We start from the raw sequence: 24,367 nt of genomic DNA, 5'->3' as shown, positions 1-24,367 counted from the left end.
TATTTCCTTTGTGCCCGTCCGTCATTGCGAGCGAAGCGAAGCAATGACATGCGCCTAAGCCCTCACCTTTGCTTCAACAGCCCAAGCTTTGCCCGCGCTTCGGCAGCATTCAGCACCCGCCCGCCCAAGCGCTCGATCACCTCTCTGGCACGGGTGACCAATGACCCGTTTGAGGCATAGACGCCCTTGTCCAGCCAGATATTGTCCTCAAGGCCGACGCGCACGTGCCCGCCCAGCAGCATGGATTGTGCCACAAAAGCCATCTGGTTGCGGCCAATGGCAAATCCCGCCCAGTTCGCCCCCGCGGGCAGATGATTGCGCATGGCCAGCATGGTTTCGGTGGTTGCTTCCGCGCCCCACGGTATGCCGGTGCAGAGCTGGAACAGAGGCGGCGCATCAATCAGACCTTCGGCAATGAGCTGCTTGGCCAGCCAGATATGGCCAAGCTCAAAGCATTCGATCTCAGGCTTGACGCCCGCCGCCTGAATGCGTCTGGCCATGTCACGCAGAATATCGGCGGTGCCGATGAAAGCGCCGTTGCCGAAATTGAGCGAGCCGCAATCCAGCGTGCAGATTTCCGGGCGAAGCTCCTCGACATGCGCAACACGCTCGGCGGCATTGGCCATATCGGTGCCGGCTCCACCTGTCGCGGGGTTGGCGGGATCGAAGAAAAAATCGCCGCCCATGCCAGCCGTGAGGTTGATCACCACATCGGCGCCGCTCGCGCGGACATAGCCGACTGCCTCGCGATAGAGCGCAGGATCGCGCGCCGCTTTGCCGGTTTTCGGGTCACGCACATGAAGGTGCACGATGGCTGCGCCTGCCGCATGGGCTTCCAGAGCCGAATCCGCGATCTGGCGCGGCGTGACCGGAATGGCAGGATGCTTGCCCACCGTATCGCCTGCTCCTGTCACCGCGCAGGAAATGATCACTTCATTGTTCATAACGCCTCCCCGACTTTATTTCTGATTTTGCACGTTTTCCGTCATTGCGAGCGTAAGCGAAGCAATTCGTTGTATTAGAGTGTCTGGATTGCTTCACTTCGTCGGCAATGACGAGTTTGTCCTGAACACAAGCTTATGCGACGGAATCCGGCAAAATTTGTCGGAAATCGACGCCCATTCCGCCCCCCTCGACACAAGAAAAATTCATCATTCCACAGGGTTTGCGGCAATTTCTGCCAGCAGCCATTCGGTGAAGCGGCGGATGCGCGGATCAAGCGCGCGCTCCTGCCGGCAGACCAGATACCACGCGCCGGGCTGCGTGATTTCATGCGCAAAAGGCTGCACCAGACGCCCGGCAGCGAGATCTTCCGACACCAGAAAATGCGGAACCACCGCCACGCCCTGTCCGGCCAATGCGGCCTCGATCACCAGCAGGTAAGAATCGTAACTTGTCTGCGACCGCGCTTTATTGGCATCCAGCCCAAGCGCGGCAAACCAGAGTTGCCAATCATCCCGGGCGGTATAGACCTGCAACAGCCGCATCTGGGCCAGATCGGCGACATCGCGCCGCGGCCTGCCCTCCAGCAAGGCCGGACTGCCGACACAGATCAGCCGCGCATTGAACAGTTTCGTATAGGCAAAGCCGCCGCGATGCGGATTTTTGGTCCAGATAAGGCCAAAGTCGGCCAGCTGCGGGTCAAATTCCCAATCCAGATGGCTGGTGAGCAACCGCACCGCCATTTTCGGATTATGCTGCCGATAGGTGGAGAGACGCGGCATCAGCCAGCGGATGGCCACAGTCACATAAAGCTGGAGCGTGAGTTCATCGACCCGTTCGGCCTGGCTGACCACGGAAATGCCATGAGCAAACTGATCAAACCCGGATTTGACATAGGGATAAAGCAACACGCCTTCCTGCGCGAGTTCGATGCGGCGCGTGCGCCTGTCAAACAAGCGTACATTCAGCGCTGTTTCCAATGCCGCAATCTGGTGCGAGATGGCTGATTGTGTGATGCCGAGTTCCTCGGCAGCCTGCCGGAACGACAAAAGCCGCGCCGTGGCCTCGAAGGCGCGCAGGGCGGTCAAAGGTACATGCGGCAATTTTGCCATGATCCGGTTCCTGATGAGTTCTGATCATGCATGAATAATTTTCATCAATCAATGAATTTCAAGAATTTGTCGCGGACCGGAAATTTTGTCAGTCTCATACAAATTTACAATTCAAGGGAGTAGTCCATGTCTGAGCAGAATGCCAACCGCCGTGGCGGTCGAGAGGCCCGCCGCAGCCTCCGCGCCAATCCGCTCGCCGACAATGTGCGCCCCGTATGGCCGGGCATGGAAGGTGGCCATTACAAGGTGCTGAGCGATGCCGATGTGCTGAAGGTGCATCATATGGCGCTGCGTCTTCTCTCCGAGGTGGGCCTTGCCGACGCCATACCTTCCTGCCTGGAGATATTGCTGGCCAAGGGCTGCTATCTAAATGAACATAACCGCCTGTGTTTTCCGGCAAGCCTGATCGAGGATACTCTGGCAATGGCTGCGCGGCGTTTTCCGCTGTATGCGCAAGACCCCCGGCATGACCTTGAGCCATGGGGCAAGAAGGTTTATTTCGGCACGGCAGGCGCGGCCGTCAATATGGTTTCCCCTGCGGGCGTCTATCGCGAATCGACCGTGCGCGACCTCTATGATATCGGCCGTATCGTCGATGTGATGGAACATATCCATTTCTTCCAGCGCGCCGTGGTGCCGCGCGATATTCCCGATCCTTATGAAATGGATTTCAACACCTGCTATGCGGCGGTCTCGGCTACGACCAAGCATGTCGGCACAAGCTGGGTTGATCCGGTTCATCTCAAAGCCTCGCTCGAAATGCTCCATGCCATTGCAGGCGGCGAAAAAAAGTGGCGCGAGCGTCCCTTCGTCTCGCAGTCCAACTGCTTTGTCGTCCCGCCAATGAAATTCGCAGCCGATGCCTGCCGGTGTCTTGAAATGGCGGTGGAAGGCGGGATGCCGGTTCTACTGCTCTCCGCAGGGCAGGCCGGCGCCACGGCTCCGGCTGCGCTTGCAGGTGCGCTGGCGCAGGAAGTGGCCGAATGCCTTGCAGGCCTCGCCTATGTCAATGCGATCAAGCCGGGCGCGCCAGCCATATTCGGCACATGGTGCTTCGTTTCTGATCTGCGCACCGGCGCCATGTCCGGCGGCAGCCCGGAACAGGCTTTGCTCTCCTCTGCATCGGCGCAGATGGCCCAGTTTTATGACCTGACCGGCGGCACCTCGTCCGGCATCACCGATTCCAAGGTGGCGGATGCGCAGTCGGGCGCGGAAAAGGCCCTCAACCACGTGCTGGTCGGCAATTCCGGCGCCAATCTCATCTATGAATCGGCTGGCATGCACGCCAGTCTGCTTGGCTTCTCGCTGGAGAGCCTTGTGATCGACAATGACATCATCGGCGCGACGCAGCGCACCATCCGCGGCGTTGAAGTCAGCGACGATACGCTCTCCTTCGAAACCATCCGCGATGCCTGTATCGGCGGGCCGGGACATTTTCTTGGCTCGGAACAAACCCTGCGCCGCATGGAGACCGATTACATCTACCCGGCGGTCGGCGACCGCAAGAGCCCGAATGAATGGACCGAACAGGGCTCCTCGGATGTGCTCGACCGCGCCGCCGTGAAAGTGCAGGATATTCTGCGCCGCCATTATCCCGGCCACATTCCGCAGAATGTGGACGAGGCCATCCGTGCGGCCTATCCCGTGAAGCTGCCGCGCGAGGCCATGCGCCGCGCCCCTCTCGCTGCCGAATAGGAGCCGACATGCGCACACAGGCACAAGTTGTCATCATCGGCGGCGGGGTGGTCGGCTGCTCGGCGCTCTATCATCTGGCCAAGCGCGGCTGGACGGATTGCGTGCTGCTGGAGTCCAACGAACTCACCTCCGGCTCGACATGGCATGCGGCAGGCAATTGCCCCAATTTCTCGACAAGCTGGAACACGATCAAATTCCAGCGCCATTCGACACGGCTTTATGCGCGCCTTGCCGAGGAAGTGGATTATCCGATCAACTATCACGTCACCGGTTCGCTGCGCCTTGCCCACACGCGCGAGCGCATGGACGAATATAAGCATGTCGCGGCCATGGCGCAGGCGCAGGGCATTGATTTCGATCTGCTCGGCCTCGATGAAATCAAGGAGATGTATCCTTTCATCGAAATGCATGATCTGCAGGGCGCGCTCTATGATCCTTTTGACGGCGATATCGATCCCAGCCAGCTGACGCAGGCCTATGCCAAGGGCGCGCGGTCGCTGGGATGCGAGGTGAACCGGTTCACAAAGGTCGTGGCGCTGGAACCGCTCGATAACGGCTGGCGCGTGGTTACCGACAAAGGCGAGATCACAGCGAAATATGTCATCAATGCCGCAGGCTATCGCGCTGGCGAGGTGATGGCGCTCGTTGGTCAGAAACTGCCGATTGTCTCCATGTCGCATCAATATCTCGTGACCGAAGAAATCGAGACACTCAAGGCCCGTGCCACCAAACTGCCGCTGCTGCGCGACCCGGATGCCAGCTATTATCTGCGTCAGGAACGCGGCAGCCTGCTGCTCGGCCCCTATGAATGGCAGGCGACGCCCCATTGGCTGGACGGTATTCCCGAAGAATTCGCCAACCAGCTTTATCCGGATGATCTGGACCGGCTGGAAAAATATATCGAGGACGCCATCGCCCGCGTACCCATTCTCGGCACCGCAGGGGTCCAGCGCGTTATCAATGGGCCTATTCCCTATTCGCCAGACGGCAACCCCTATATCGGCCCGGCACATGGCCTGAAAAACTTCTATCAGTGCTGCTGCTTCTCCTTTGGCATCGCGCAATCGGGCGGCGCAGGCAAGACCATTGCCGAATGGGTGATCGACGGCGAACCGGAGTGGGATTTCTGGGGCTTTGATCCGCGCCGCTACACGGATTACGCCACCAAGAGCTATACGGTGGCTAAAGCGATTGAGCTGTATCAGAACGAATATGCAATCGGTTTTCCGGTGGAGGAACGCCCCGCCGGACGCCCCGCCAAGACTACGCCGCTTTACGAAAAGCTTAAAGCCAAGGGTGCGTTTTTCTGCGCGCGCGGCGGCTGGGAACGCGCAGCCTACTTCCCGAAGGATGGCACAAGTGAGCCGCAGAAGCTGTCGTTCCGCCGGGCGGAGACGGCCTATTTCGGCACGGTGGGCGAAGAATGCCGCGCAGTGCGCGAAAATGTCGGCATTCTCGACCTTGGCGGCTTCACCAAGCTTTATGTGGAAGGTCCCGGCGCGCAAGCCTGGCTCGACCGGATCGTCTGCGGCAAGCTGCCCAGACAGGGCCGCATCTCGCTCACATGGGCGCTGAACGACCGCGGCGGCATTCTCTCGGAATTCACCATCACGCGGCTCGGGCCTCAGACGTTCTATCTCATCAGCGCCGCAGCCGCCGAGTGGCACGACATCGACCATCTCATCAAGCATTTGCCTGCTGATGGCTCGGTAACCCTGCGTAATGAGACAACGCGCTACGGTTCGCTGATTCTGGCAGGCCCGCACGCCCGCGACGTGCTGAGCAAAGTCACGGAAGCCGACCTCTCGAACGCCGCCTTCCCCTGGCTGAGCGCGCAGACCATCGAAATCGGCACGGCGCAGGTGCTCGCTCTGCGCGTAAATTATGTCGGCGAACTTGGCTGGGAACTTCACGCTCCCGTCGAAACCATGGTTGCACTCTACGACCTGATCTGGGCGGCTGGCGAGGAATTCGGCATCCGCGATTTCGGCATGTATGCCATGGACTCGCTGCGGCTGGAGAAGTGCTATCGCGGCTGGAAGGGTGATATCACCCATGAATATTCGCCGCTGATGGCCAATTTCGACCGTTTCGTCGCCTTCGACAAACCAGACTTCATCGGCAAGGCCGCGTTGCTTCAAGAGCGCGCCGACGGGCCGAAAGAACGGCTGGTGCCGATTGTCTTCGACGAGGCTGGCGAAGCGGAACCGCCCTATTGCTCTCCGGTGTATCACGGTAGCAATATTGTCGGTCTCACCGTTTCGTCGGGCTGGAGCTACATGATGGGTAAAAGTATAGCCTTGGCCTATGTGCGCGCCGATCTTGCCCACACAGGCAATGCACTCACCGTGCAGGTTATCGGCGAAATGAAACGCGCGGTCATCGGCACCGACCCGTTGTTCGACCATAATAATTCGAGGCTGAGAGCCTAGCCTTCGCATACCCCCTCGCCCCGATTACGGGGAGAGGGGATGCTCACACACGTTATCACCTTACAAGGCCATGCAATGACTGATCTCCCTAAACATGCCCGCGTCGTCGTCGTCGGTGGCGGCGTCATCGGTTGTTCCATCGCTTATCATCTCGCAAAGCTGGGATGGAGCGACGTTGTGGTGCTGGAACGTAAACGCCTCACCTCGGGCACGACATGGCATGCGGCCGGGCTGGTGGGTCAGTTGCGCGCAACCATGAACATGACCAAGCTCGCACAATATACAACCGGGCTTTATGCCGGACTCGAAGCTGAAACCGGACAGGCCACCGGCTTCTTGCAGCGCGGCTCGATTTCCGTGGCAACCAACAAAGAACGTTTCGAGGAACTGCTGCGCGGCGCATCCATGGCCAAGACCTTCGGCCTTGAAGTTCAGGAGATCACGCCGGCGGAGATCCGGCAGAAATGGCCCCTGCTCAATGTCGACGATCTGATTGGCGGCGTGTTCCTGCCCAAAGACGGCCAGACAAATCCCATCGACACCACAATGGCGCTGGCCAAGGGTGCGCGGATGCGTGGTGCCAAGATATTCGAACAGGTCAAAGTCACGGATATTGTGGTCAGAAACGGCCGTGCCTGCGGCGTCATCACGGATCAGGGCACGATCGGGGCTGAACATGTGGTGCTCGCCTCAGGCATGTGGACGCGCGAGATCGGCGCCCGGGCGGGCGTCGCCCTGCCGTTGCAGGCCTGCGAACATTTCTACATCGTTACGGAAGAATTTCCGGGCCTGACCAACACTCTTCCGGTTCTGCGCGACACTGACAATTGCGCTTATTTTAAAGAAGATGCGGGCAAGCTGCTGCTGGGCGCCTTTGAACCCAACGCCAAGCCCTGGGCCATGGACGGCATTCCCGAAGATTTCGAATTCGGCGAACTGGCTGAGGATTTCGACCATTTCTCGCCCATTCTGGAAGCCGCGATGAAGCGCCTGCCCGCTCTGGAGAATGTCGGCATCCGCAAATTCTTCAACGGGCCGGAGAGCTTCACGCCCGATGTGCGCTACATGCTCGGCGAAACTCCGGAAATGCAACGTCTTTATGTGGCGGCAGGGTTCAATTCCATCGGCATCCAGTCGGCGGGCGGTGCGGGCAAAGCTCTGGCCGAATGGATCGTCAACGGCCATCCCACAATGGATTTATGGGATGTCGATGTAAGGCGGATGCTGCCCTATCAGGCGACGCGCGCCTATCTGGCCGACCGCGCCACAGAATCGCTCGGCCTGCTTTATGCGATGCATTGGCCCTACCGGCAGTTTGAAACCGCCCGCAATCTGCGCCAGAGCCCGCTGCACGAGCGTCTGGCGGCGCAAGGCGCCTGCTTTGGCGAAGTGGCAGGCTATGAACGCGCCAACTGGTTCGATGAACCCGGCTCCCGTCCGCATTACGAATATTCCTACGGACGCCAGAACTGGTTCGCAAATACCGCCGCCGAGGTCAGGGCCGTGCGGGAAAAGGTCGGCATGTTCGACATGTCCTCCTTCGGCAAATTCCGCGTCGAGGGGCGCGACGCCGAAAGCGTGCTGCAAAATATCTGCGCGAATGATGTGGCGGTCAAACCGGGCCGCATCGTCTACACGCAATGGCTCAATGAGCGCGGCGGCATTGAAGCGGATCTCACCGTCACGCGGCTTTCCGAAACCGCCTTTATGGTGGTCACGGCTGGCGGCACGGCGCGGCGAGACCTCCACTGGCTGAAAAGCCATATACCCGACGACGCAAATTGCATCGCCACCGATGTCAGTTCCGGCTTGGCGGTCCTGAGCATCATGGGTCCCAACAGCCGCGCGCTGCTGCAAGGTCTCACCAATGCTGATCTTTCTCATGCAGCCTTCCCGTTTGCCACCTCGCGCGAGATCGATATCGGTTGCGCGATTGTGCGCGCGTCGCGCATCACCTATGTGGGCGAACTTGGCTGGGAGCTGTACATACCAGCGGAATTCGCCCGACATGTCTTCGATCTGGTTCTGGCCGCCGGCGCGTCGCATGGCCTCAAGCTCTGCGGCCTGCACGCCATGGATTGCTGCCGGATGGAAAAAGCCTATCGCCATTGGGGGCATGATATTTCGGATGAGGATACGCCGATCGAATCCGGGCTGATGTTCGCGGTGAAAATGTCCAAGGCCAATTTCATCGGCAAAGCGGCGCTGGAGCAGAAACTGGCCCTGCCGCTTAGAAGGCGGCTGGTGAATATTCTGCTGCAGGATCCCGAACCGCTGCTCTATCACAACGAACCGGTGCTGCTTGGCGGCAAGATTATCGGACGCACCACATCAGGTGCCTACGCCCATCATTTAGGCGCGGCTGCCGCGCTGGCACTGATCGAGACAGACGAAATCGATATATCCTCGCTGAGTTCCCTGCCCTTCACAGTTGAAGTGGCGGGCAGGCCGGTGACCGCGCGTGCCAGCCTCGCGCCATTTTACGACCCGGATAACAGGAACATCCGGTGCTAGACAGCCTGACGACAAAATCACATCGTAAAGCGATTTTGTCGCATCTATGCAATAATATGTCGGCATATGTCCAAAATATGTCGGTATATGTTCAAACTTTTCATGAGAATTGATAGTTTTCAGATAGCTACAATCGGTGAGCGGCTCAGATAAGACCGAGACCAGAAATAAAAACATCGGAAGGGGAAACGCTGAAATGACCGCCTTGAAAGACTAGAGCGCGCCTCTCCGAGACCTCGAAAACTGTTGTGATCCGAGCCTTCAAAAGTCTCGGCCGGCGAAAGCTTTTGCCTGAAAAAACATCAAACAATTTAAACGCGTAGCAATATAAATTTTGTGTAGTTCCTTCAGTTGAAATTCAGTTTGACAGACTGGTGCTTTTGAAGCGACGATAACTTGGAACGATCTCGACATTATTCTTTGGACTGAGATTACAACGGAGTGCAGCAGCGCTCCCGGAAGCCCGGCAAAGAAACGGGGTCGGCGAAGGAAGGGGAGTTTATAATGAGCGAATTTGATTATCTCAAAGTTCAGCATGCCCTCGGCAGGATGAGCCGCCGCGACTTCATAGGAAGAGCGATGGCGCTCGGCGCAACAGCACCAATGGTTACGAGCATGCTCGCAGCATCCGACGCGCTCGCTGCCGAGACTCCCCGCAAGGGCGGCGTCCTGCGCCTTGGCCTTGGCGGCGGCAGCACCACGGACAGCCTGGAGCTTGGCTCCTATACCGACTCGGTAATGATCGATGTCAGCCACGGCGTTTGCAACGGACTGGTGGAATGGAGCCAGGAAGGCAAGCCTGTACCGGATCTGGCCGAATCCTTCGAGGCAAAGGACGGCGCCAAGACCTGGGTGTTCAAGCTGCGCAAGGGCGTTCATTTCAGCAACGGCAAGGAATTCGACGCCGACGACGCCATTTATTCGCTCAATCTGCATCGCGGCAAGACCAAGTCCGGCGGCGCGGCCAATCTGAAGCCGGTTACCGACATCAAGAAAGTCAATGCCAACGAAATCGAGATCACGCTCGAATCCGCTGATGCCGACTTCCCCTACGCCCTGACTGACTATCACATCCTGATGGTGCCGAATGGTCATTCGGACTGGAGCAAGCTGATCGGCACCGGTGCATTCACGCTGGAAAAATTCGATCCCGGCGTGCGCATGTCGCTCAAGGCCACCAAGAACTTCTATAAGCCGAACCGCGGCTTCCTTGACGGCGTCGAAGTCACAGTCATCAACGATGCGAGCGCCCGTCTCAATGCGCTGGTTTCGGGCCAGGTGGATGCTGTCAACCGCGTCGATCCGAAGATCGTGGCCATGCTGCAGAAATCGCCGAAGCTCAAGCTGGTTCGCGCCGCCGGCGGCTGGCATCCGGTCATGGCCATGCAGACCGACACTGCGCCCTTCACCAACCCTGACCTGCGGCTGGCCATGAAATATGCCACCGACCGCACGCAGATGCTGAAGACGCTGTTCTCGGGCTATGGCACACTGGGCAACGATCATCCGATCCCGCAGAGCGATCCTTATTTCAACAAAGAACTGCCGCAGCGCCCGTATGACCCGGACAAGGCGAAGTTCCATTTCAAGAAGGCCGGCCTGACCGATCCGAAAATCGTGCTTCAGGCGTCTGACGCCGCCTTCAACGGCGCTGTCGACATGGCAAGCCTGCTGCAGGCCAGCACGGCAAAGGCTGGAATCAAGATGGACGTCAAGAAGGAGCCGGCTGACGGTTTCTGGGACAATGTCTGGCTCAAGGGCGCTTTCGTCAGCTCCTACTGGGGCGGTCGCGCTGCGGCCACGCAGATGCTTGCCGTGGCTTACAAGCGCGGCGCACCCTGGAACGAGACACACTGGTCAAACGACAAGTGGGAAAAGCTTCTGGCTGACGCCCGCGCGGAAACGGATGAAGCCAAGCGCAAGACCTATATCTGGGAAATGCAGGCCATGCTCAGCAATGAGGGCGGCGCAATCATTCCCGCGATGCGCGACTGGCTCGACGCCCACAACGAAAAAGTCGGCGGCCATACCCCGCACGGCGGTTTCGACATGGACAACGGCCTGATCTGTGAAAAAGCCTGGCTGAAGGCGTGATCCATTGCTGAAACTGATAGCACAGCGTCTCGGACTTGGACTTCTAACGCTTGTAGCGGCTTCCGTGCTCATATTTGTGGGCACGGAGATCCTGCCGGGCGACCTTGCATCCGCGATTCTGCAAAACAACGCAACGCCGGAGAATCTTGCGGCGTTGCGGCTGCAACTGGGGTTGGACCAACCCGCCACGATCCGCTTCCTGCATTGGTTTTTCGGAGCCATACGCGGTGATTTCGGACATTCGCTGGCAAATGGTCAGGACGTCATCTCGGAATTGATGCCGCGCCTCAAGAACACAATGTTTCTGGCATCCTATGCCGCGCTGGTGGCGGTGCCTCTGGCGGTCAGCATCGGCCTTCTCGCCGCTATCAGGCAGGGCCGCATTTTTGACCGCGCCGCCAACCTCGTCACGCTGATGACGATTTCGGTGCCGGAATATTTTCTGGCCTATATTCTGATCAAATATCTCGCGGTTGATCACGAGGTTTTCCCGTCCCTCGCCAATGTCACGCCGGATTCGAATTTCCTGCAAAGGCTTGATCTGACATTCCTGCCGATGACGACGCTGGTGCTCGTTGTGGTTGCGCATATGATGCGCATGACGCGCGCCTCGGTGCTCTCCATCATGGCCAGCCCCTATATCGAAATGGCTTTCCTTAAGGGCTTGCCGAAATGGCGGGTGGTGGTGCGGCATGCTTTTCCCAACGCTCTTGCCCCCATCATCAACGTGATTGCACTCAATCTGGCCTATCTCATCGTTGGGGTGGTCGTTGTGGAATCCGTATTCGTGTATCCCGGCCTCGGGCAATTGATGGTCGATGCGGTGTCAAAGCATGATGTGCCGGTGGTGCAGGCCTGCGGACTGATCTTCGCCGCGGCTTTCATTCTGCTGAACATGACCGCCGATATTCTCGCCATCATGAGCAATCCGCGATTGCGCCATCCCCGCTGAGGATCTGGAGTCTGACGTGCGTTTATTCGGTCACAAACTTCCCCTGACAGCGCAGATCGGCATTGCCATCATTGCAATCAATCTGATCATCGCGCTGATCGGCCCTTATCTTGCGCCTTACGGCGAAGCGGACATTGTCTGCGACGCATGGGCTGAGCCGAGCCGGCAGTTTCTGTTCGGCTGCGACAATATCGGGCGCGATATTCTCACCCGCATGATATTTGGCGCGCGCATGTCGATCGGCTTGTCCTTGCTGATCACCGCCCTGTCCTTCAGCATCGGCATTATCGGCGGCTTTTCCGCTGCGGTCTCGGGACGCTGGCTGGATATCCTGCTGTCGCGCATCGTCGACCTGATGCTGTCGATGCCCACGCTCATTTTTGCCTTTGTCGTTCTTTCGGTGCTGGGTACCGACCTGCCGGTGCTGATCGTCACCATCGCGGTGCTTGATTCAACCAAGGTGTTCCGCCTGGCGCGCGCCGTGGCCATGAACATCACCGTTCTGGAATATGTCGAGGCGGCCAAGCTGCGCGGCGAAGGGCTGTGGTGGGTGATCCGGCGCGAAGTTCTGCCCAATGCTGTGCCGCCGCTGGTGGCCGAATTCGGCCTGCGCTTTTGTTTCACCTTTCTGTTCATCGCTGCGCTGAGTTTTCTTGGCCTCGGAATTCAGCCGCCGCAGGCGGATTGGGGCAGCATGGTGAAAGACCTGCGTGACATGATCAATCTGGGCTCTCTGGCGCCGATCTATCCGGCCGCAGCCATTGCCATGCTCACCATCGGCGTGAATTTCGTGGTGGACTGGATGTTGTCCATTCATTCAAAGGGCCATGGAGAAGGCGCATGACAACGTCCCGTTTCGGAGAGACGATTCTGGATGTGCAGAAGCTGCGCATCGAAGTGCGCAACGACGACGGCCCCGGCCCTGTTCTCGTCGACGATGTCAGTCTTTCCCTACGCCGCGGCGAGGTTCTGGGCCTTATCGGCGAATCAGGCGCGGGAAAGTCAACCATCGGTCTTGCCTGCCTCGGCTATACCCGCGGCAATTGTTACATGACCAGCGGCAAGGTTATTTTTCGCGGCAGCGACATCCGGGAAATGACCGTTGCCGAACGCGTCGGCATCCGCGGGCGCGGCGTCGCTTATATTGCACAAAGCGCAGCAGCCTCGTTCAATCCTTCGATGACGCTTTACCAGCAAATCTGTGAAATTCCGGTTTTGCAGGGATTGTTGACCATGGAAGAGGCTAAAGCGGAAGCAGTGAAGCTTTTCCGCAAGCTTGAATTGCCAAACCCGGATGTTTTTGGCGAGCGCTATCCGCATCAGGTGTCCGGCGGCCAGTTGCAGCGCGCCATGGCGGCAATGGCCATGATCACCAAGCCTGATCTGCTCGTCTTCGACGAACCCACAACGGCGCTCGACGTCACAACACAGGTTGAGGTTCTCGCCTCTTTCAAACAATTGATCCGGGAAAATGGAACAGCAGCGATCTATATAACCCATGACCTCGCCGTCGTGGCCCAGATCGCGGATAGCATCATGGTGTTGCGGCACGGCAAGATGGTCGAATTCGGCGAGGCGACGCAGATATTGCAAAACCCTCAGCAGGATTATACGCGCCGTCTGGTGGCGGAACGCAATGCGGCCAGCACATTCGTCGAGGATCATGCCAATTCAGACCGGCCTCTGCTGAGCGTGAGCAATGTCACAGCCAGCTATTCCAAGCTGGCGCGTGTCGTCGACGACATTACGCTGTCCCTGCGCCGTGGCGATACCCTTGCCGTGGTGGGCGAATCCGGTTCGGGTAAATCTACGCTGGCGCGCGTCATCACCGGTCTCCTGCCAAGGGAAGCAGGCGACATCCGCTTCGAAGGCAATTCCCTGCCGCCCCGGCTCAAGGACCGCAATCTGGATCAGTTGCGCCGCATACAGATGATCTACCAGATGCCGGATGTCGCGCTGAACCCCAGACAGACCCTGCTGGAAGTTATTGGCCGGCCAGTGCAATTCTATTTCAACCGCAGCGCGACGGAAGTGCGTGAACGTGTCAAGGAACTGCTGCGCGCCATCGATCTGCCGGAAGACTTTATCAACCGCTATCCTTCGCAATTATCCGGCGGACAGAAACAGCGCGTTTCCATTGCGCGGGCGCTGGCTGCCGAGCCTGACCTGATCATTTGCGACGAAGTGACCTCAGCGCTTGACCAGCTTGTCGGAGAAGAAATTCTTCGCTTGCTCAAACGGCTGCAGGACGAACTTGGTCTGGCCTATCTCTTCATCACGCATGATCTTGGCACGGTGAAGCGGATCGCCAACAAGGTGGCCGTGATGCAGAAGGGCAAGCTCATTTCCTTCGGGGAAACACAGCGCGTCTTCTCGCCGCCCTATCATCCTTACACGGAACTGTTGCTGTCCTCCGTGCCGGAGATGCGCGCAGATTGGCTGGATGAAACTCTGGCCCGGCGCAAGACCATTGCCGCTGCCTGACAAAGCCGCCATAAGCACACGACGCCAACGGAGTACGGGACTTTGCCATCCCGATTCCGGAAAGATTAAATTAATTTAATATTAACGTTATATCGTTCAAATTTTAGCGAATACCATTAAAATTTCGACATTATTTACCTCTGCGCATGAAAATGCCACTTTCGCCGCCTCTATTGCGGACATGAAATACAGAGGTTTCGCCATGATCAATGACATCCGCCAATTGCTCGCAACGCATTGTAAAATGACCGCAGATATGACGACCCTGCCAGAAACAGCAGATCTCTATGATGCCGGGTTGACCTGCTTTGCCTCGGTGGAACTGATTCTGGCCCTTGAAGATCATTTTCATGTCACATTCCCGGAGCGCCTGCTCCGCAGGGCGACATTCTCCAGCATCCGCTCCATTGCCTCCGCCCTGCAGGAAATCACGCCCGGACGTATGGCCGCCTGAGCGGATTGTGAAGCAAGGGTCAGTCCAGCATCGCACGCAATTCTGCAGCTATCACCTGCCCCAGTTTTGCGTGCTCAGGTTCATCCAGATGGATGCCGTCGCCCGTGCTTGACGTGACAACCCTGCCCGCTTCAAGAAACCGTGCCCCGAATATTTGCGCAACCTCACGATAATAATGCGGCAACTGCGCCGATTTCGCCGCGCCACCTGCAAACATGGCCGCGAAGCCGCCCAATTCCAGAATCGGCGGCGGACAAACAAGCAAGACTTTCACCGCGCCATAATCGGCAGAAAAATCGCGGATAACCTTCAGCAAAGCGCCTATGCCCGCCGCTATGTCGAACGGACCAAGAGCGAACCGGGCCTTCAGATCATTGGTGCCCAGCATCAGCACAATGGCATCGAGCGGCGCGTGGCTCTCCAAAATCGGCAGGAGCGTGGCGCGGCCATTTTTATGGACTCCCTCCACGGGATCGTCGTGCACCGTCGTGCGCCCCGGCAGGCCTTCCACGATCAGGCGATAGCCCTCGCCAAGTTCGCGCTGCGCGATGCTCGTCCAGCGCCGTTCAAACGGGTGCCGGTAACCCTGCGCCTCAAGCGGGCGGGCGGGCGAACCGAATGTGTTGGAATCACCGTAGCAAAGAATCGTTTTCATGCCTGCTCCTCCGTTACGGCCTAAGTTGCCACAGGCGGGCCGTGCGATCCAGTCATGCCGCCTCTGCTTTCCGGCTTCTGGTCTGCCCGTCCAAGCTGTGCTAGGAAGCGCCATTCACAGGAACACGACATGACGACTTCAGCCCCCTCCAAACGCCTGACCAGTGTCGATATAGCCCGCATGAAGGGCGGAACGCCCATTGTGGCGCTCACAGCCTATCACGCCCATACAGCGCGGATGGTGGATGGCCTCGCCGATATCATTCTGGTGGGCGACAGCCTCGGCATGGTGATGCACGGGCTGGAGACAACAGTCCCCGTGACACTCGACATGATGATCCTGCAAGGGCATGCGGTCATGCGTGGTTCGACAAAATCGCTTGTCGTGGTCGATATGCCATTCGGTTCCTATGAAGAGAGCAAGGAACAGGCCTTTCGTAATTGTGCCCGTGTGCTCAAGGAGACACATTGCGGCGCGATCAAGCTTGAAGGCGGCGCGCATATGGCTGAAACGATTCGTTTCATGGTTGAGCGCGGCGTGCCGGTGATGGCCCATATCGGCCTGACACCGCAGAGCATCAATGTATTGGGCAGTTTCCGCGCGCAGGGACGCGACGAAAAAACATGGAACAAGTTTATCGATGACGCCAAAGCTGTGGCGCAGGCCGGAGCCTTTGCTGTTGTGGTCGAGGCCGTGGCTGAACCGCTGGCGGCCCGCATCACCGAGGAAATTACCGCGCCCACCATCGGTATAGGTGCATCCGCAGCCTGCGACGGCCAGATTCTGGTGCTGGAAGACATGCTCGGCCTTTCCGAGCGCGTGCCGAAATTCGTCAAGAAATATGGCGCGATCGGCGATCACATCAGAGGCGCGATCGAAGCCTATGCGCATGAGGTGCGCGAGCGCAGCTTTCCGGCGCCCGAACACACTTATGCGGTCAAAAAATCATAAAGCCTGGCTCAGGCCGGGCAATCAATCCCGAGAACCAGCCTCGATTTCCGGCTTCTAACCTAATCTCACAGGCTCTGCCTCGCAGCGGCACCATCCGATGGGACAATGATGGTCGCCGGGAAAGCCGATTTTTGGCGGGGCCGAGTAACGAAAGCGCCGGCCATTGAACTTCGCGCATTCGTCGCAAACTTCGCTGTCCTCGGCCGTTCGCCAGATAAAATATTTGCAGCCGCTTGATACCGCATGCTCGCGATTGATTCTGGAAATAGAACGAAAACGTTCCGACATTTCATTTTCAAAACGGATGCGATCAGCTGTAATTTCTTCAGCTGTATATCTGCCACTTTTTGTTATGGGTCGCTGGACATGCGGCCAGGGCTCCCGCGCCTTCTGCGCCGATGCCGATGGCATCAAAGACAGATCGGGGTCGCTGCGCCAGCCATAAATATAGGCAATGAACTGCCAAATACGCATGTATGACCTCGAATCTCAATAATCATATGATTTAAAGTCAGATACATGCCGAAGTCCAGCACCGATAGATAGAGAGTCGGTTTGAAATTTGATAAACAATGGTTAAAAGGCGTTGTACGCACTCTGGACAACAGGCGCATTTGTTCAGAGCTTGCGGATTTTCGATGATGCCTGAACCGCCCAGCAACACGCGAGCGCCCGTGGCACAAACGCTCAGGCCAGCGATTTAACGGGAACAAATGGTGGGCGGTAACGGGCTCGAACCGCTGACCCTCTCGGTGTAAACGAGGGAGTTTTATTGAAATCATTGAGTTTTTTCTATTTTGAATGCCAATTTCACCCCGTTTTGTCCCGCTTTGTTCTATCTATTCTGTGCGGAAACTGTGCGGGAGATTGAACGATTAGTAAGAGCGTCCGCCACGCTCCTTTGATGATCCGGATGATGGTGCCCATAGACCCGATCAATCAGTTCTTGCGTCACCCCAAAAAAGCCTGCGGCCTTGTAGGGATCGGCGCCTGATTGCATCGCCCATGTGATCGCCGTATGTCGCAGAATATGCGGCGAGACATCATCAAAGCCGGCATCGCGCGCGACATTAGCAAAGGCTTTTTTCACGCTCGCCACCGGACGGCCATAAAATTCAATAACGGCTTTTGTTGATATGCCTTTGTTTTTCCACCGGCGCATATGGGCAAGCAAGCGATCAGGAATCCGGATTGTTGGCTGGCGTTTGTTCGTTTCACGAACGCCGAGGCCGCGGCGATAAAATATTCCGGACACGAGATCGACATAGCCTTTGCCTTCGACAGGCGTCAGGGCGGCATTGCAGACGGCTCCCGAGCGCGTGCCGGTATAAAGCGCCACCAGAATGAACCGGGCAATGTGACGGCGCGAATTGCGTTCCGTGACAACGCCTTTTTGTTTTTCCTTATAGCGCCAGGCTGTCCAGATCAGGCGCGCGGCTTCGGACCGTGTGAGCCAACGTTCGCGCGGAACGGCCTTGGGCGGCAGCACCACGTCAATAACCGCCCGGCAATATCCCTCCCGACGATGATGGTTGATCGCTGCGCGAAGATCCTCTAACTCGCGGCGCGCGGCTTGTTGACTGCCGCGGTGCGCCGCATATGCGCGACACAGATTGCCGTTGATGTCATTGAGTGTCTTGTCCGCAAAAAACTCCCCCAGAGCCAGAACACGCGAAGCCAGCGCTTCCGGGCGCGCGACGCTAGCGCCCTTGTCTTTTAGGTAGAGTGTCAGGACATCGATTATTTGGACGGCAGAGGGATCACGATCCCGGTCGCGCGGCGGCTCGTGCTTTTCTGCGAGATATTGCGCGAGGATTTTTTCAGCGCCCTGGCGGTCGCTTTCAGAGCATCCAGTGCTGATAAATTGCTTACCGTCGCGGATGACCCATCGACCCGGCGCTTTGGTGTTTTCCCTGCGAAAGTAGAGCCTTGCTCCTTTGGATTCGCGCGGCACAGTTCCCTCATGCGGTTGATAGTCGCCAAAGTCACGTATTCATTGCCCGCTATGATTTCGATTGCAAGACCGTGGCGCCGCAATTCACGGCGCAGGCGGATCGGGGTCATGGTTCCATCCGGAAATGCCTCCCTGCAGGCCGCACGCAGACACAGCGGCGTGTCAGGCGCGATCGGAAATGCGTTGCTCATTCCTTCTGCTCCGCTTCGGCCTGGCGCTCATGGGAGGCGATCTGACGCAACAAATCGCGGATGCCCTTCTCGTGTGGCTTGAGCAGGTCGAGATCCTCGGGCTTCTGCTTCTCGAGCCATGCATTGTAGGCCTTGCGCCCTTCCATGGCGGCGGCACGCGCCTCGGCGAGTATCCGGTCTTCGCGCGGCAATTCGGCCTCGTCCTCCCGGGCCGGAGTTTCTTTGGCTTCAGTTTTCTCTCCCGGTCTATCTTCGACCTCTTCACGGATCTCGCCGGTTTCCGGATCAAAGCCCTGCTCGGCCGCGGCCTCGGCTTCCTGACGCTGGACAGGAACGGCCGCCAGCGCGGCAAGCTTCGCGCCGACGCCTTTGGGCGTGACATCCCGTGCTGTTTCCGGGCGCAGCCTTTCCTCTTCCTCCACCATTTCGTCGACGGCATAGACGCCAAGCAGCACGTCCGGAAAATGCCGGCGGCACATGGCGCGCGAGGCGTAATAGAACAACTGCTGATCGGGATCGCCTTTCCAGAGCGGCGAATTCTTGACCGGGATCTTGCCGATCGGCGGCGAGGTATATTCGACGATCTCGTCTTCCTCGCGCAGTCTTGCCCAGACGCGGCAAGTGCGACCTTCGCCCTGCCCCTGATATTCGACCTTCAAACGGCCCTTGATCGGCGCACGGCGCAGGATCACGGCATTGATGAGCTGCGCCTCGTAGGCCAGACGGTCATTGACCGAATAGCTCTTGTTCGCCACGGCAAAAGGCGACATTTCCCATTCGACGGCCTGGATGGCGACGCCGAGGCAGGCGCCGACATTGTTGCGCAGGTGCTTCGGAATCGCGATCTGGGCGATTGCCATGGTTTTGGCGAATTCCATGATCTGGGCCATGTTGGCGAAAGCGAGACCGCCAGTGCGATGCGACGCGATCGCCATGTTCGACGTGACATCATTGTCGATCTTGGCCGCGATGCGGTGTTCGATCTGGTCTGTAACAAGCATATTCGTCATGCTGCTTCTCCTTGTTCATCGTTGTTGGATTTGCGAGTAACGCGCAGCACCGCAAATTCGCACGCGGGAATGAGCGTCTCTTTGCGCTTCTGGATCTTGCGCGTGATTTTGAAATCGGGGTGTTTGGCTTCCTCTGCGCCTTTGAGAATGTCGATGATTTCGGCATCGACTGTCTCGAGCGCGTGCTCGGCATTGAGCCTGCGGCGGGACCAGCGTTGTTTTTCCTCGCACAGTTCGCCGATGCGATTATCGAAGGTCAGGTCGATGACCTTGCCCTTTTCCGGCGGATAAAGACCCGCCAGCACTTCGCCGTCCTTGGCGTAATCGGGATCGTAGGGGCGGTTTTCGCGGATGCGCGCCCAGAAGTCGCGGATCTTGTCCTTGATCATGTCGATCAAGCCCGGCGTGATGGGCACCTCGAGCAGATAAAAATCAGCGTTGAAGTCGATCACCATGGCGCCGACATAGGCGCGCGCGCAGCCCGACATATAGGCGTCGATCGTCGCCTGCACCGCAACGTGGAGCGGCGGTTCGAACTGGCCGTCCTCGTTAAACCAGCTCTTGCGGAAGGCGTGAGGTGCGACGGTCTTGATCTGCAAAGCGCCAAGCCCTTCCCTGCCCTTTTCCTCAATGAAGGCGTCCGGCGTGCTCGACATGTCGATATCTGGGTCGAAAAACACGGTTCCGCCTGGAATCTGGTTCGGGGTAATTTTCCATTCGGGCCGCAGCATGTTGCACAGCTCGAAGGCCTTGGCCTCGAGGAAGTTGCCGCGCTCGGTCGGCGGCAGGTGGATCGAATTCTCCTCAATTCGGATCTCGTCGAATTCCTTCTGGAACTGGCCGCTCTTGATGGCGAACAGTTCAAACGGGCTCAGATAGGCATGGATCCCGAACAGGGCGGCGGCCTCGGAAGCCCCGATGGTCTTTTCCTTGCCGGCGAGCCATTCCTCGCGGGATTTTGGTTTGATGATCTCAATGGCCATTGTTGACCTCTCGTTGCAGCCGGGCCGTCTGGATCTGTCTCAGACGTTTCAGTTCCGGCTTGGTGTTGCGATGGCCGCGGCGCTTGGCGTCGTAGCGGGCTTTGACTTCGGCAATTTCGGCAGCGACCGGCGGCGGATTCCAGCGACGCGACCAGCGCTGCACGAAGCGCACGACCGAATGCCAGAAGGCGCTTGTCATGCCGCCCTCCCCTGGTGGAGCGGGCGAACCGGCGGATGCTGAATCTGGTGAAACACCGGATGCGAGATCGGGCGAACCGGCTCCGGCGGGCAGACAAGGCAATAAGCCGCCATGCCGCCGAGAATGATGCTGAATGCCGCGAGGGCCTCGAGGATCTTGCTCATGGCTTGCCTGCCAGTCCGCAATAGCCATGTGTCGGGGCCGGTGGCAGGCCATAGGCCGCCGGATCAGCTTGAACAGTGAGCACGGCCTGATTCCAGCGCTCCGTGGTGCAGCCGGGTTCACCGCCGGCCTTTTTCACGGCGGCCCGGAATGCCGCGCTCTCATCCGCGGGCACCCAGCGCCACGCCATGCACTTTGAGGCGATGCAGCGGCAAGTCGACGGGTTTTGATCGTTGTATCCTACGCCGCTAACGCGGTTACTTGCGGCGCTTTCCAATGATTTTCCTAGTCCAGTGGAATGAAACCTCACATGCGGGCACCATTTCCCCCTGGCTTCATGTTCGGTCATCATCATGCGGCCTCCTGCTCGGATGTCTCGCCCTCGCCCTCGCTCATGATCGCGTTGATCGCGTCGGCAATGCGCTGCGCCTTGCCAAGCAAGCGCGCGGGAAGAAAGAGGCTCATTTCATCAAGCCCGAAATGGCCGTCCCGCGCGACAATCTCGAACGAGCAATTGTTGTAGGTGACGTATTTCGCGCGGGCCTTGATCGGGCCGTCACAATGGAAAGTGGAATAGGCTCTGATTCTCATGGTTTAAGCCTCCTGTTTGAGAACGTTGCGGCGGCCGGTTTCGGCAATCAGCGCGAACGGGCCGAGGATCTCGATTTGCAGCTTTGTGAACCCTGCCGCCTGAAACGCGGCGACGCTGGCAGGGATTGAAAGAAGGTTCTCGACGCCCTCGAGGGCCTTGGTCATCTGGAAGATCAGCAGGTCGGTGACGTTGACCTTCGGATCCAGCAGAGGCTTGAGGGGGATTTCGGCGGCGCTCGTCATGGCTGCAGATCAAGCGAAGATGGATTGACGAAGCGCGCTGATCTTGGCTTGAGCCGCGTCAATGATCGGGCGGGCCTCGCGCCAGTTGTTGACGCGATATGCGCAAGCCAGATCGAATTCAGCCTCGGCGAGAGCCCGCAGCTTCACGGGATCAGCAGCCGCTGCGGCCTTCTGGTCGCGGGCAGAGCGCCAAGCGGTTTTCAGAGCCTGCCGGAAATGCTCGACGAGCGGGGTGCCTTTAAAAGGGAATTGCGGGCCGTAGGGCGGGCGAGCAGGCTGACGGTTACGCCAGCAGCGGTGTTCCTGCTCCTGCCAGATGTGAGCAAGCTCCCATGCGTAGGCCATGATCACGACGCGGTCGAAGCCTGCAGTCGTGTAAAGGGTCGGAATGGTGAACATCTCTCAACTCCGCGAGTGCGTTTGTTGAGGATAAGGTACGATATGTACCAAATAAGTCAAGTACGATTTGTACCTATAATGACATTTCGTACCAATTTTCCATCCCGCCGTCACCCCCGACGTGGACGGGGGCAATCATGGCGTACGCTAACGGAAAAGGATGCCGATCGGAGCTCGAGGCGATCACTTGTTTAGCTTGACAGAGTGCTGCGGTTCTTCCACGGTCATCGCAACACGGTCGACTCCTCTGCTATGCAAGGATCGGCCTTCTTCGTTCCCTTCGCGGGAGGCGTAAGGTTGTCAACGCATTCCGAGTCATACCAATCGTTACCCGATCAGATCGCGATTTCGCGACGCTCCCGTTCTTTAGGCAATGACCCCGATTAACGAAAAAATGATTTCACACCAAGAATATAGACAAGACATCCAAGGACTTCGCGCCGTTGCTGTTCTTTCCGTAATCTTGTTTCATGCCGGCCTTCCCTTGCTGAAAGGCGGCTTTCTGGGCGTCGATATTTTTTTCGTCATCAGCGGATTTCTGATTACGTCGATCATTGCCCGCGAATTGAATGAGGATCGATTCAGTTTCGTCGAGTTCTACAAGCGGCGGGCGCGGCGCATATTGCCCGCTCTGCTGACCGTGATCACCGCCTGCCTGCCCTTCGCGGCGGTTTGGATGTTGCCCGACGAAATAGCGCAGTTCTCACGAAGTATCATTTATGTTTTATTGTTTCTGTCCAATATCTTCTTTTGGAACAGCACCAATTATTTCGACACTTCCTCTGAGTTGAAGCCCTTGCTGCATACTTGGAGCCTGGCCGTCGAAGAACAATTTTATTTGTTGTTCCCACTCGTGTTGGTAGGTCTTTGGAAATTCAATCGGCGCTTCATCGTATTTTCGATTGCAGCAGTTTTTGCGGCGTCGTTTCTTGCAAGCTGGTTTACCGCCTATCACCGGCCAAGCTTTGACTTTTTCTGGTTTGCAACTCGCGCTTGGGAATTATTGGCCGGAGCCCTCTGTTCGTTCATCACAGTCACACCCCTGAAGAGACGAAATAACATTTTGGTGGGACTTGGAATTTTGTTGATTGCTGCGTCCCTCTTGGGGTTAAATTCAACTTTCCCGCTTCCCTCTCCTTTTTCTTTGGCTCCGGTAACGGGCACGTGCCTCGTTCTCGTGTTTGGTTCGAGTGAGCTGTTCGTTTCCAAAGCACTGACAGCGCCAATCATGCTCTTGATCGGCAGAATCAGTTACAGCGCCTACCTATGGCATCAGCCCGTGTTTGCCTTCGCTCGCATAAGGTTATTCCGGGAACTCGATACGATTGAAGCCATTGTGCTTACCTTGTCGACCCTGATCCTCGCGTATGCTTCCTGGCGCTGGGTGGAAGAGCCTTGGAGGCGACCAAAAAATTTACATACGAAGTGGATCCAGCCGACACTGGGCGTAGTGATCCCGGCCTTGCTCATTGTTTTTGCAATTTTTGGCGTCACTCCGCAGGACAAGCTTGGACCCTTGAAAGGATGGATCGGCCTCAATTTGAAAGAAACGCAGATCCCTGAAATCTCCATGCCAATGATCTCAAACGGCTGGTGTTTTTACAGCGTAGATACAATCCCCCACTTGCCGGTCGGTGCAGAGGGTACGCAATGCGTTTTGTCTGAAGGCATTGCCGGCGCACCCAAAGGATTGATTTTCGGTGATTCATTTGCTGCGCAGTACGATCCTTTTTGGTCAGAAATATCCAAGCAAACCGGCATCTATTTGCGGTCAATATCGACCAACTGGTGCAATCCAACGACCAACGACAATTTTGTTGGAAGAGTTGATAGCCGAGCAAGTGAACAATGTAGGCTAGACCGGCAGTACCTCGCCGCGAACGCAAGCAATTTTGATTTCATCATATTAGGCGGATATTGGGGCGCCTTGCTTGAGAAACACAAGTTTCAAGGGGTTCTTGATGAAATCAAAGTTCTTTCAGAACGATCCAAGTTAATTCTGGTAATGCCCTCACCGACAACATTCAACTTCGACGTCGGCTTGGCATATCGGCGGACCGTGGCGCTGGGATCGACATTCAATTTAAACTGGATTGATCGAAATTCGGATTCGTTCAGCGCAGATGCAAACGATCGACTTCAAAAATACGCGAGCCAATTTTCAAATGTCAGGTTCATACCGCGGTCAGATATTTTCAAAGCCTTCGGCAAAGAATCGGATGTAACCAGCGATGGAATGCCCTTTGACCTGAGCCCCTAAATCTCCTCCAAAAATTTGGTAGAGTCTGTCGCTAGAGGAGACGGATAGGATGAAGCGTTCACGGTTCACGGAAGAGCAGATCATCGGGAT

At 57.5% G+C, this 24,367-nt stretch carries 24 protein-coding genes; 10 read left to right on the top strand and 14 right to left on the bottom strand.

Annotated features, from left to right (window positions below; translation table 11 throughout):
* Positions 1-62: 62 nt before the first annotated feature.
* Together AC0N03_RS14265 and AC0N03_RS14260 are read right to left on the bottom strand one after the other, a co-directional pair.
* Positions 63-944 carry a beta-keto acid cleavage family enzyme gene (locus AC0N03_RS14265; RefSeq protein WP_474289486.1) on the bottom strand — a complete coding sequence of 294 codons (882 nt, stop codon included), beginning with the start codon at positions 942-944 and terminating at the stop codon, positions 63-65.
* A gap of 207 nt (positions 945-1,151) precedes the next feature.
* Positions 1,152-2,054 (bottom strand): LysR substrate-binding domain-containing protein, encoded by a 903-nt coding sequence (locus AC0N03_RS14260; RefSeq protein ID WP_474289485.1) that lies wholly within the window; start codon positions 2,052-2,054, stop codon positions 1,152-1,154.
* Between the two features lie 126 nt (positions 2,055-2,180).
* Between AC0N03_RS14260 and AC0N03_RS14255 the strand changes: the two genes are divergently transcribed.
* The 8 genes from AC0N03_RS14255 to AC0N03_RS14220 all read left to right on the top strand — a co-directional run bounded on the left by AC0N03_RS14255 (position 2,181) and on the right by AC0N03_RS14220 (position 14,679).
* A complete protein-coding gene (locus tag AC0N03_RS14255; protein ID WP_474289484.1) occupies positions 2,181-3,749 on the top strand; it encodes a trimethylamine methyltransferase family protein in 1,569 nt (522 codons plus the stop codon).
* Between the two features lie 8 nt (positions 3,750-3,757).
* Positions 3,758-6,181 carry a GcvT family protein gene (locus AC0N03_RS14250; protein WP_474289483.1) on the top strand — a complete coding sequence of 808 codons (2,424 nt, stop codon included), beginning with the start codon at positions 3,758-3,760 and terminating at the stop codon, positions 6,179-6,181.
* A gap of 75 nt (positions 6,182-6,256) precedes the next feature.
* The gene (locus AC0N03_RS14245; RefSeq protein ID WP_474289482.1) at positions 6,257-8,695 is read left to right on the top strand and encodes a GcvT family protein; all 2,439 of its coding nucleotides are present in this window, start codon (positions 6,257-6,259) and stop codon (positions 8,693-8,695) included.
* A gap of 504 nt (positions 8,696-9,199) precedes the next feature.
* On the top strand, positions 9,200-10,789 hold the full coding sequence (locus AC0N03_RS14240) for an ABC transporter substrate-binding protein (protein WP_474289481.1): 1,590 nt from the start codon (positions 9,200-9,202) through the stop codon (positions 10,787-10,789).
* 4 nt (positions 10,790-10,793) lie between these two features.
* A complete protein-coding gene (locus tag AC0N03_RS14235; protein WP_474289480.1) occupies positions 10,794-11,741 on the top strand; it encodes an ABC transporter permease in 948 nt (315 codons plus the stop codon).
* Between the two features lie 16 nt (positions 11,742-11,757).
* Positions 11,758-12,585, top strand: a complete 828-nt coding sequence (locus tag AC0N03_RS14230) for an ABC transporter permease (protein ID WP_474289479.1) — start codon at positions 11,758-11,760, stop codon at positions 12,583-12,585.
* Positions 12,582-14,225, top strand: coding sequence for an ABC transporter ATP-binding protein (locus AC0N03_RS14225; RefSeq protein ID WP_474289478.1), 1,644 nt, complete (start codon positions 12,582-12,584; stop codon positions 14,223-14,225). Before AC0N03_RS14230 ends, AC0N03_RS14225 begins: the two co-directional genes overlap by 4 nt.
* Positions 14,226-14,406: 181 nt before the next feature.
* Positions 14,407-14,679, top strand: a complete 273-nt coding sequence (locus tag AC0N03_RS14220; RefSeq protein WP_474289477.1) for an acyl carrier protein — start codon at positions 14,407-14,409, stop codon at positions 14,677-14,679.
* A 19-nt stretch (positions 14,680-14,698) separates the two neighbouring features.
* Here the strand turns inward: AC0N03_RS14220 and AC0N03_RS14215 are convergent, their stop codons facing one another.
* Positions 14,699-15,334, bottom strand: a complete 636-nt coding sequence (locus tag AC0N03_RS14215; RefSeq protein ID WP_474289476.1) for an SGNH/GDSL hydrolase family protein — start codon at positions 15,332-15,334, stop codon at positions 14,699-14,701.
* 129 nt (positions 15,335-15,463) lie between these two features.
* Between AC0N03_RS14215 and panB the strand changes: the two genes are divergently transcribed.
* Entirely contained in the window at positions 15,464-16,285 is an 822-nt protein-coding gene (panB, locus tag AC0N03_RS14210) for a 3-methyl-2-oxobutanoate hydroxymethyltransferase (RefSeq protein ID WP_474289475.1), read from the top strand.
* Between the two features lie 54 nt (positions 16,286-16,339).
* Here panB and AC0N03_RS14205 read toward each other — a convergent pair whose 3' ends face one another.
* The 11 genes from AC0N03_RS14205 to AC0N03_RS14155 all read right to left on the bottom strand — a co-directional run bounded on the left by AC0N03_RS14205 (position 16,340) and on the right by AC0N03_RS14155 (position 22,017).
* Positions 16,340-16,573 carry a phage minor head protein gene (locus AC0N03_RS14205; protein ID WP_474289552.1) on the bottom strand — a complete coding sequence of 78 codons (234 nt, stop codon included), beginning with the start codon at positions 16,571-16,573 and terminating at the stop codon, positions 16,340-16,342.
* A gap of 547 nt (positions 16,574-17,120) precedes the next feature.
* Complete coding sequence (locus AC0N03_RS14200; protein ID WP_474289474.1) at positions 17,121-17,777, bottom strand: tyrosine-type recombinase/integrase; 657 nt, start codon at positions 17,775-17,777, stop codon at positions 17,121-17,123.
* 248 nt (positions 17,778-18,025) lie between these two features.
* On the bottom strand, positions 18,026-18,430 hold the full coding sequence (locus AC0N03_RS14195) for an excisionase (RefSeq protein ID WP_474289473.1): 405 nt from the start codon (positions 18,428-18,430) through the stop codon (positions 18,026-18,028).
* Positions 18,427-19,440 carry a recombinase RecT gene (locus AC0N03_RS14190; RefSeq protein ID WP_474289472.1) on the bottom strand — a complete coding sequence of 338 codons (1,014 nt, stop codon included), beginning with the start codon at positions 19,438-19,440 and terminating at the stop codon, positions 18,427-18,429. Before AC0N03_RS14190 ends, AC0N03_RS14195 begins: the two co-directional genes overlap by 4 nt.
* A complete protein-coding gene (locus tag AC0N03_RS14185; protein ID WP_474289471.1) occupies positions 19,437-20,423 on the bottom strand; it encodes a hypothetical protein in 987 nt (328 codons plus the stop codon). The genes AC0N03_RS14190 and AC0N03_RS14185 overlap by 4 nt, the downstream gene beginning before the upstream one ends.
* Positions 20,413-20,622: a hypothetical protein gene (locus AC0N03_RS14180; RefSeq protein ID WP_474289470.1), complete on the bottom strand. Its 210-nt coding sequence runs from the start codon at positions 20,620-20,622 to the stop codon at positions 20,413-20,415. The genes AC0N03_RS14185 and AC0N03_RS14180 overlap by 11 nt, the downstream gene beginning before the upstream one ends.
* Positions 20,619-20,786, bottom strand: a complete 168-nt coding sequence (locus AC0N03_RS14175; RefSeq protein WP_474289469.1) for a hypothetical protein — start codon at positions 20,784-20,786, stop codon at positions 20,619-20,621. Before AC0N03_RS14175 ends, AC0N03_RS14180 begins: the two co-directional genes overlap by 4 nt.
* Complete coding sequence (locus tag AC0N03_RS14170) at positions 20,783-20,974, bottom strand: hypothetical protein (RefSeq protein ID WP_474289468.1); 192 nt, start codon at positions 20,972-20,974, stop codon at positions 20,783-20,785. Before AC0N03_RS14170 ends, AC0N03_RS14175 begins: the two co-directional genes overlap by 4 nt.
* A 161-nt stretch (positions 20,975-21,135) precedes the next feature.
* Positions 21,136-21,375 carry a hypothetical protein gene (locus AC0N03_RS14165; RefSeq protein WP_474289467.1) on the bottom strand — a complete coding sequence of 80 codons (240 nt, stop codon included), beginning with the start codon at positions 21,373-21,375 and terminating at the stop codon, positions 21,136-21,138.
* Between the two features lie 3 nt (positions 21,376-21,378).
* Entirely contained in the window at positions 21,379-21,618 is a 240-nt protein-coding gene (locus AC0N03_RS14160; protein WP_474289466.1) for a hypothetical protein, read from the bottom strand.
* 9 nt (positions 21,619-21,627) lie between these two features.
* Positions 21,628-22,017, bottom strand: coding sequence for a hypothetical protein (locus AC0N03_RS14155; protein ID WP_474289465.1), 390 nt, complete (start codon positions 22,015-22,017; stop codon positions 21,628-21,630).
* A gap of 373 nt (positions 22,018-22,390) precedes the next feature.
* Here AC0N03_RS14155 and AC0N03_RS14150 point away from each other — a divergent pair, with 373 nt between their 5' ends.
* Entirely contained in the window at positions 22,391-24,277 is a 1,887-nt protein-coding gene (locus tag AC0N03_RS14150; RefSeq protein ID WP_474289464.1) for an acyltransferase family protein, read from the top strand.
* Positions 24,278-24,367: the final 90 nt, after the last annotated feature.

This window comes from Methylocystis sp. sgz306128, from assembly GCF_056032725.1.
This window is presented reverse-complemented; position numbering and strand designations above follow the sequence as displayed.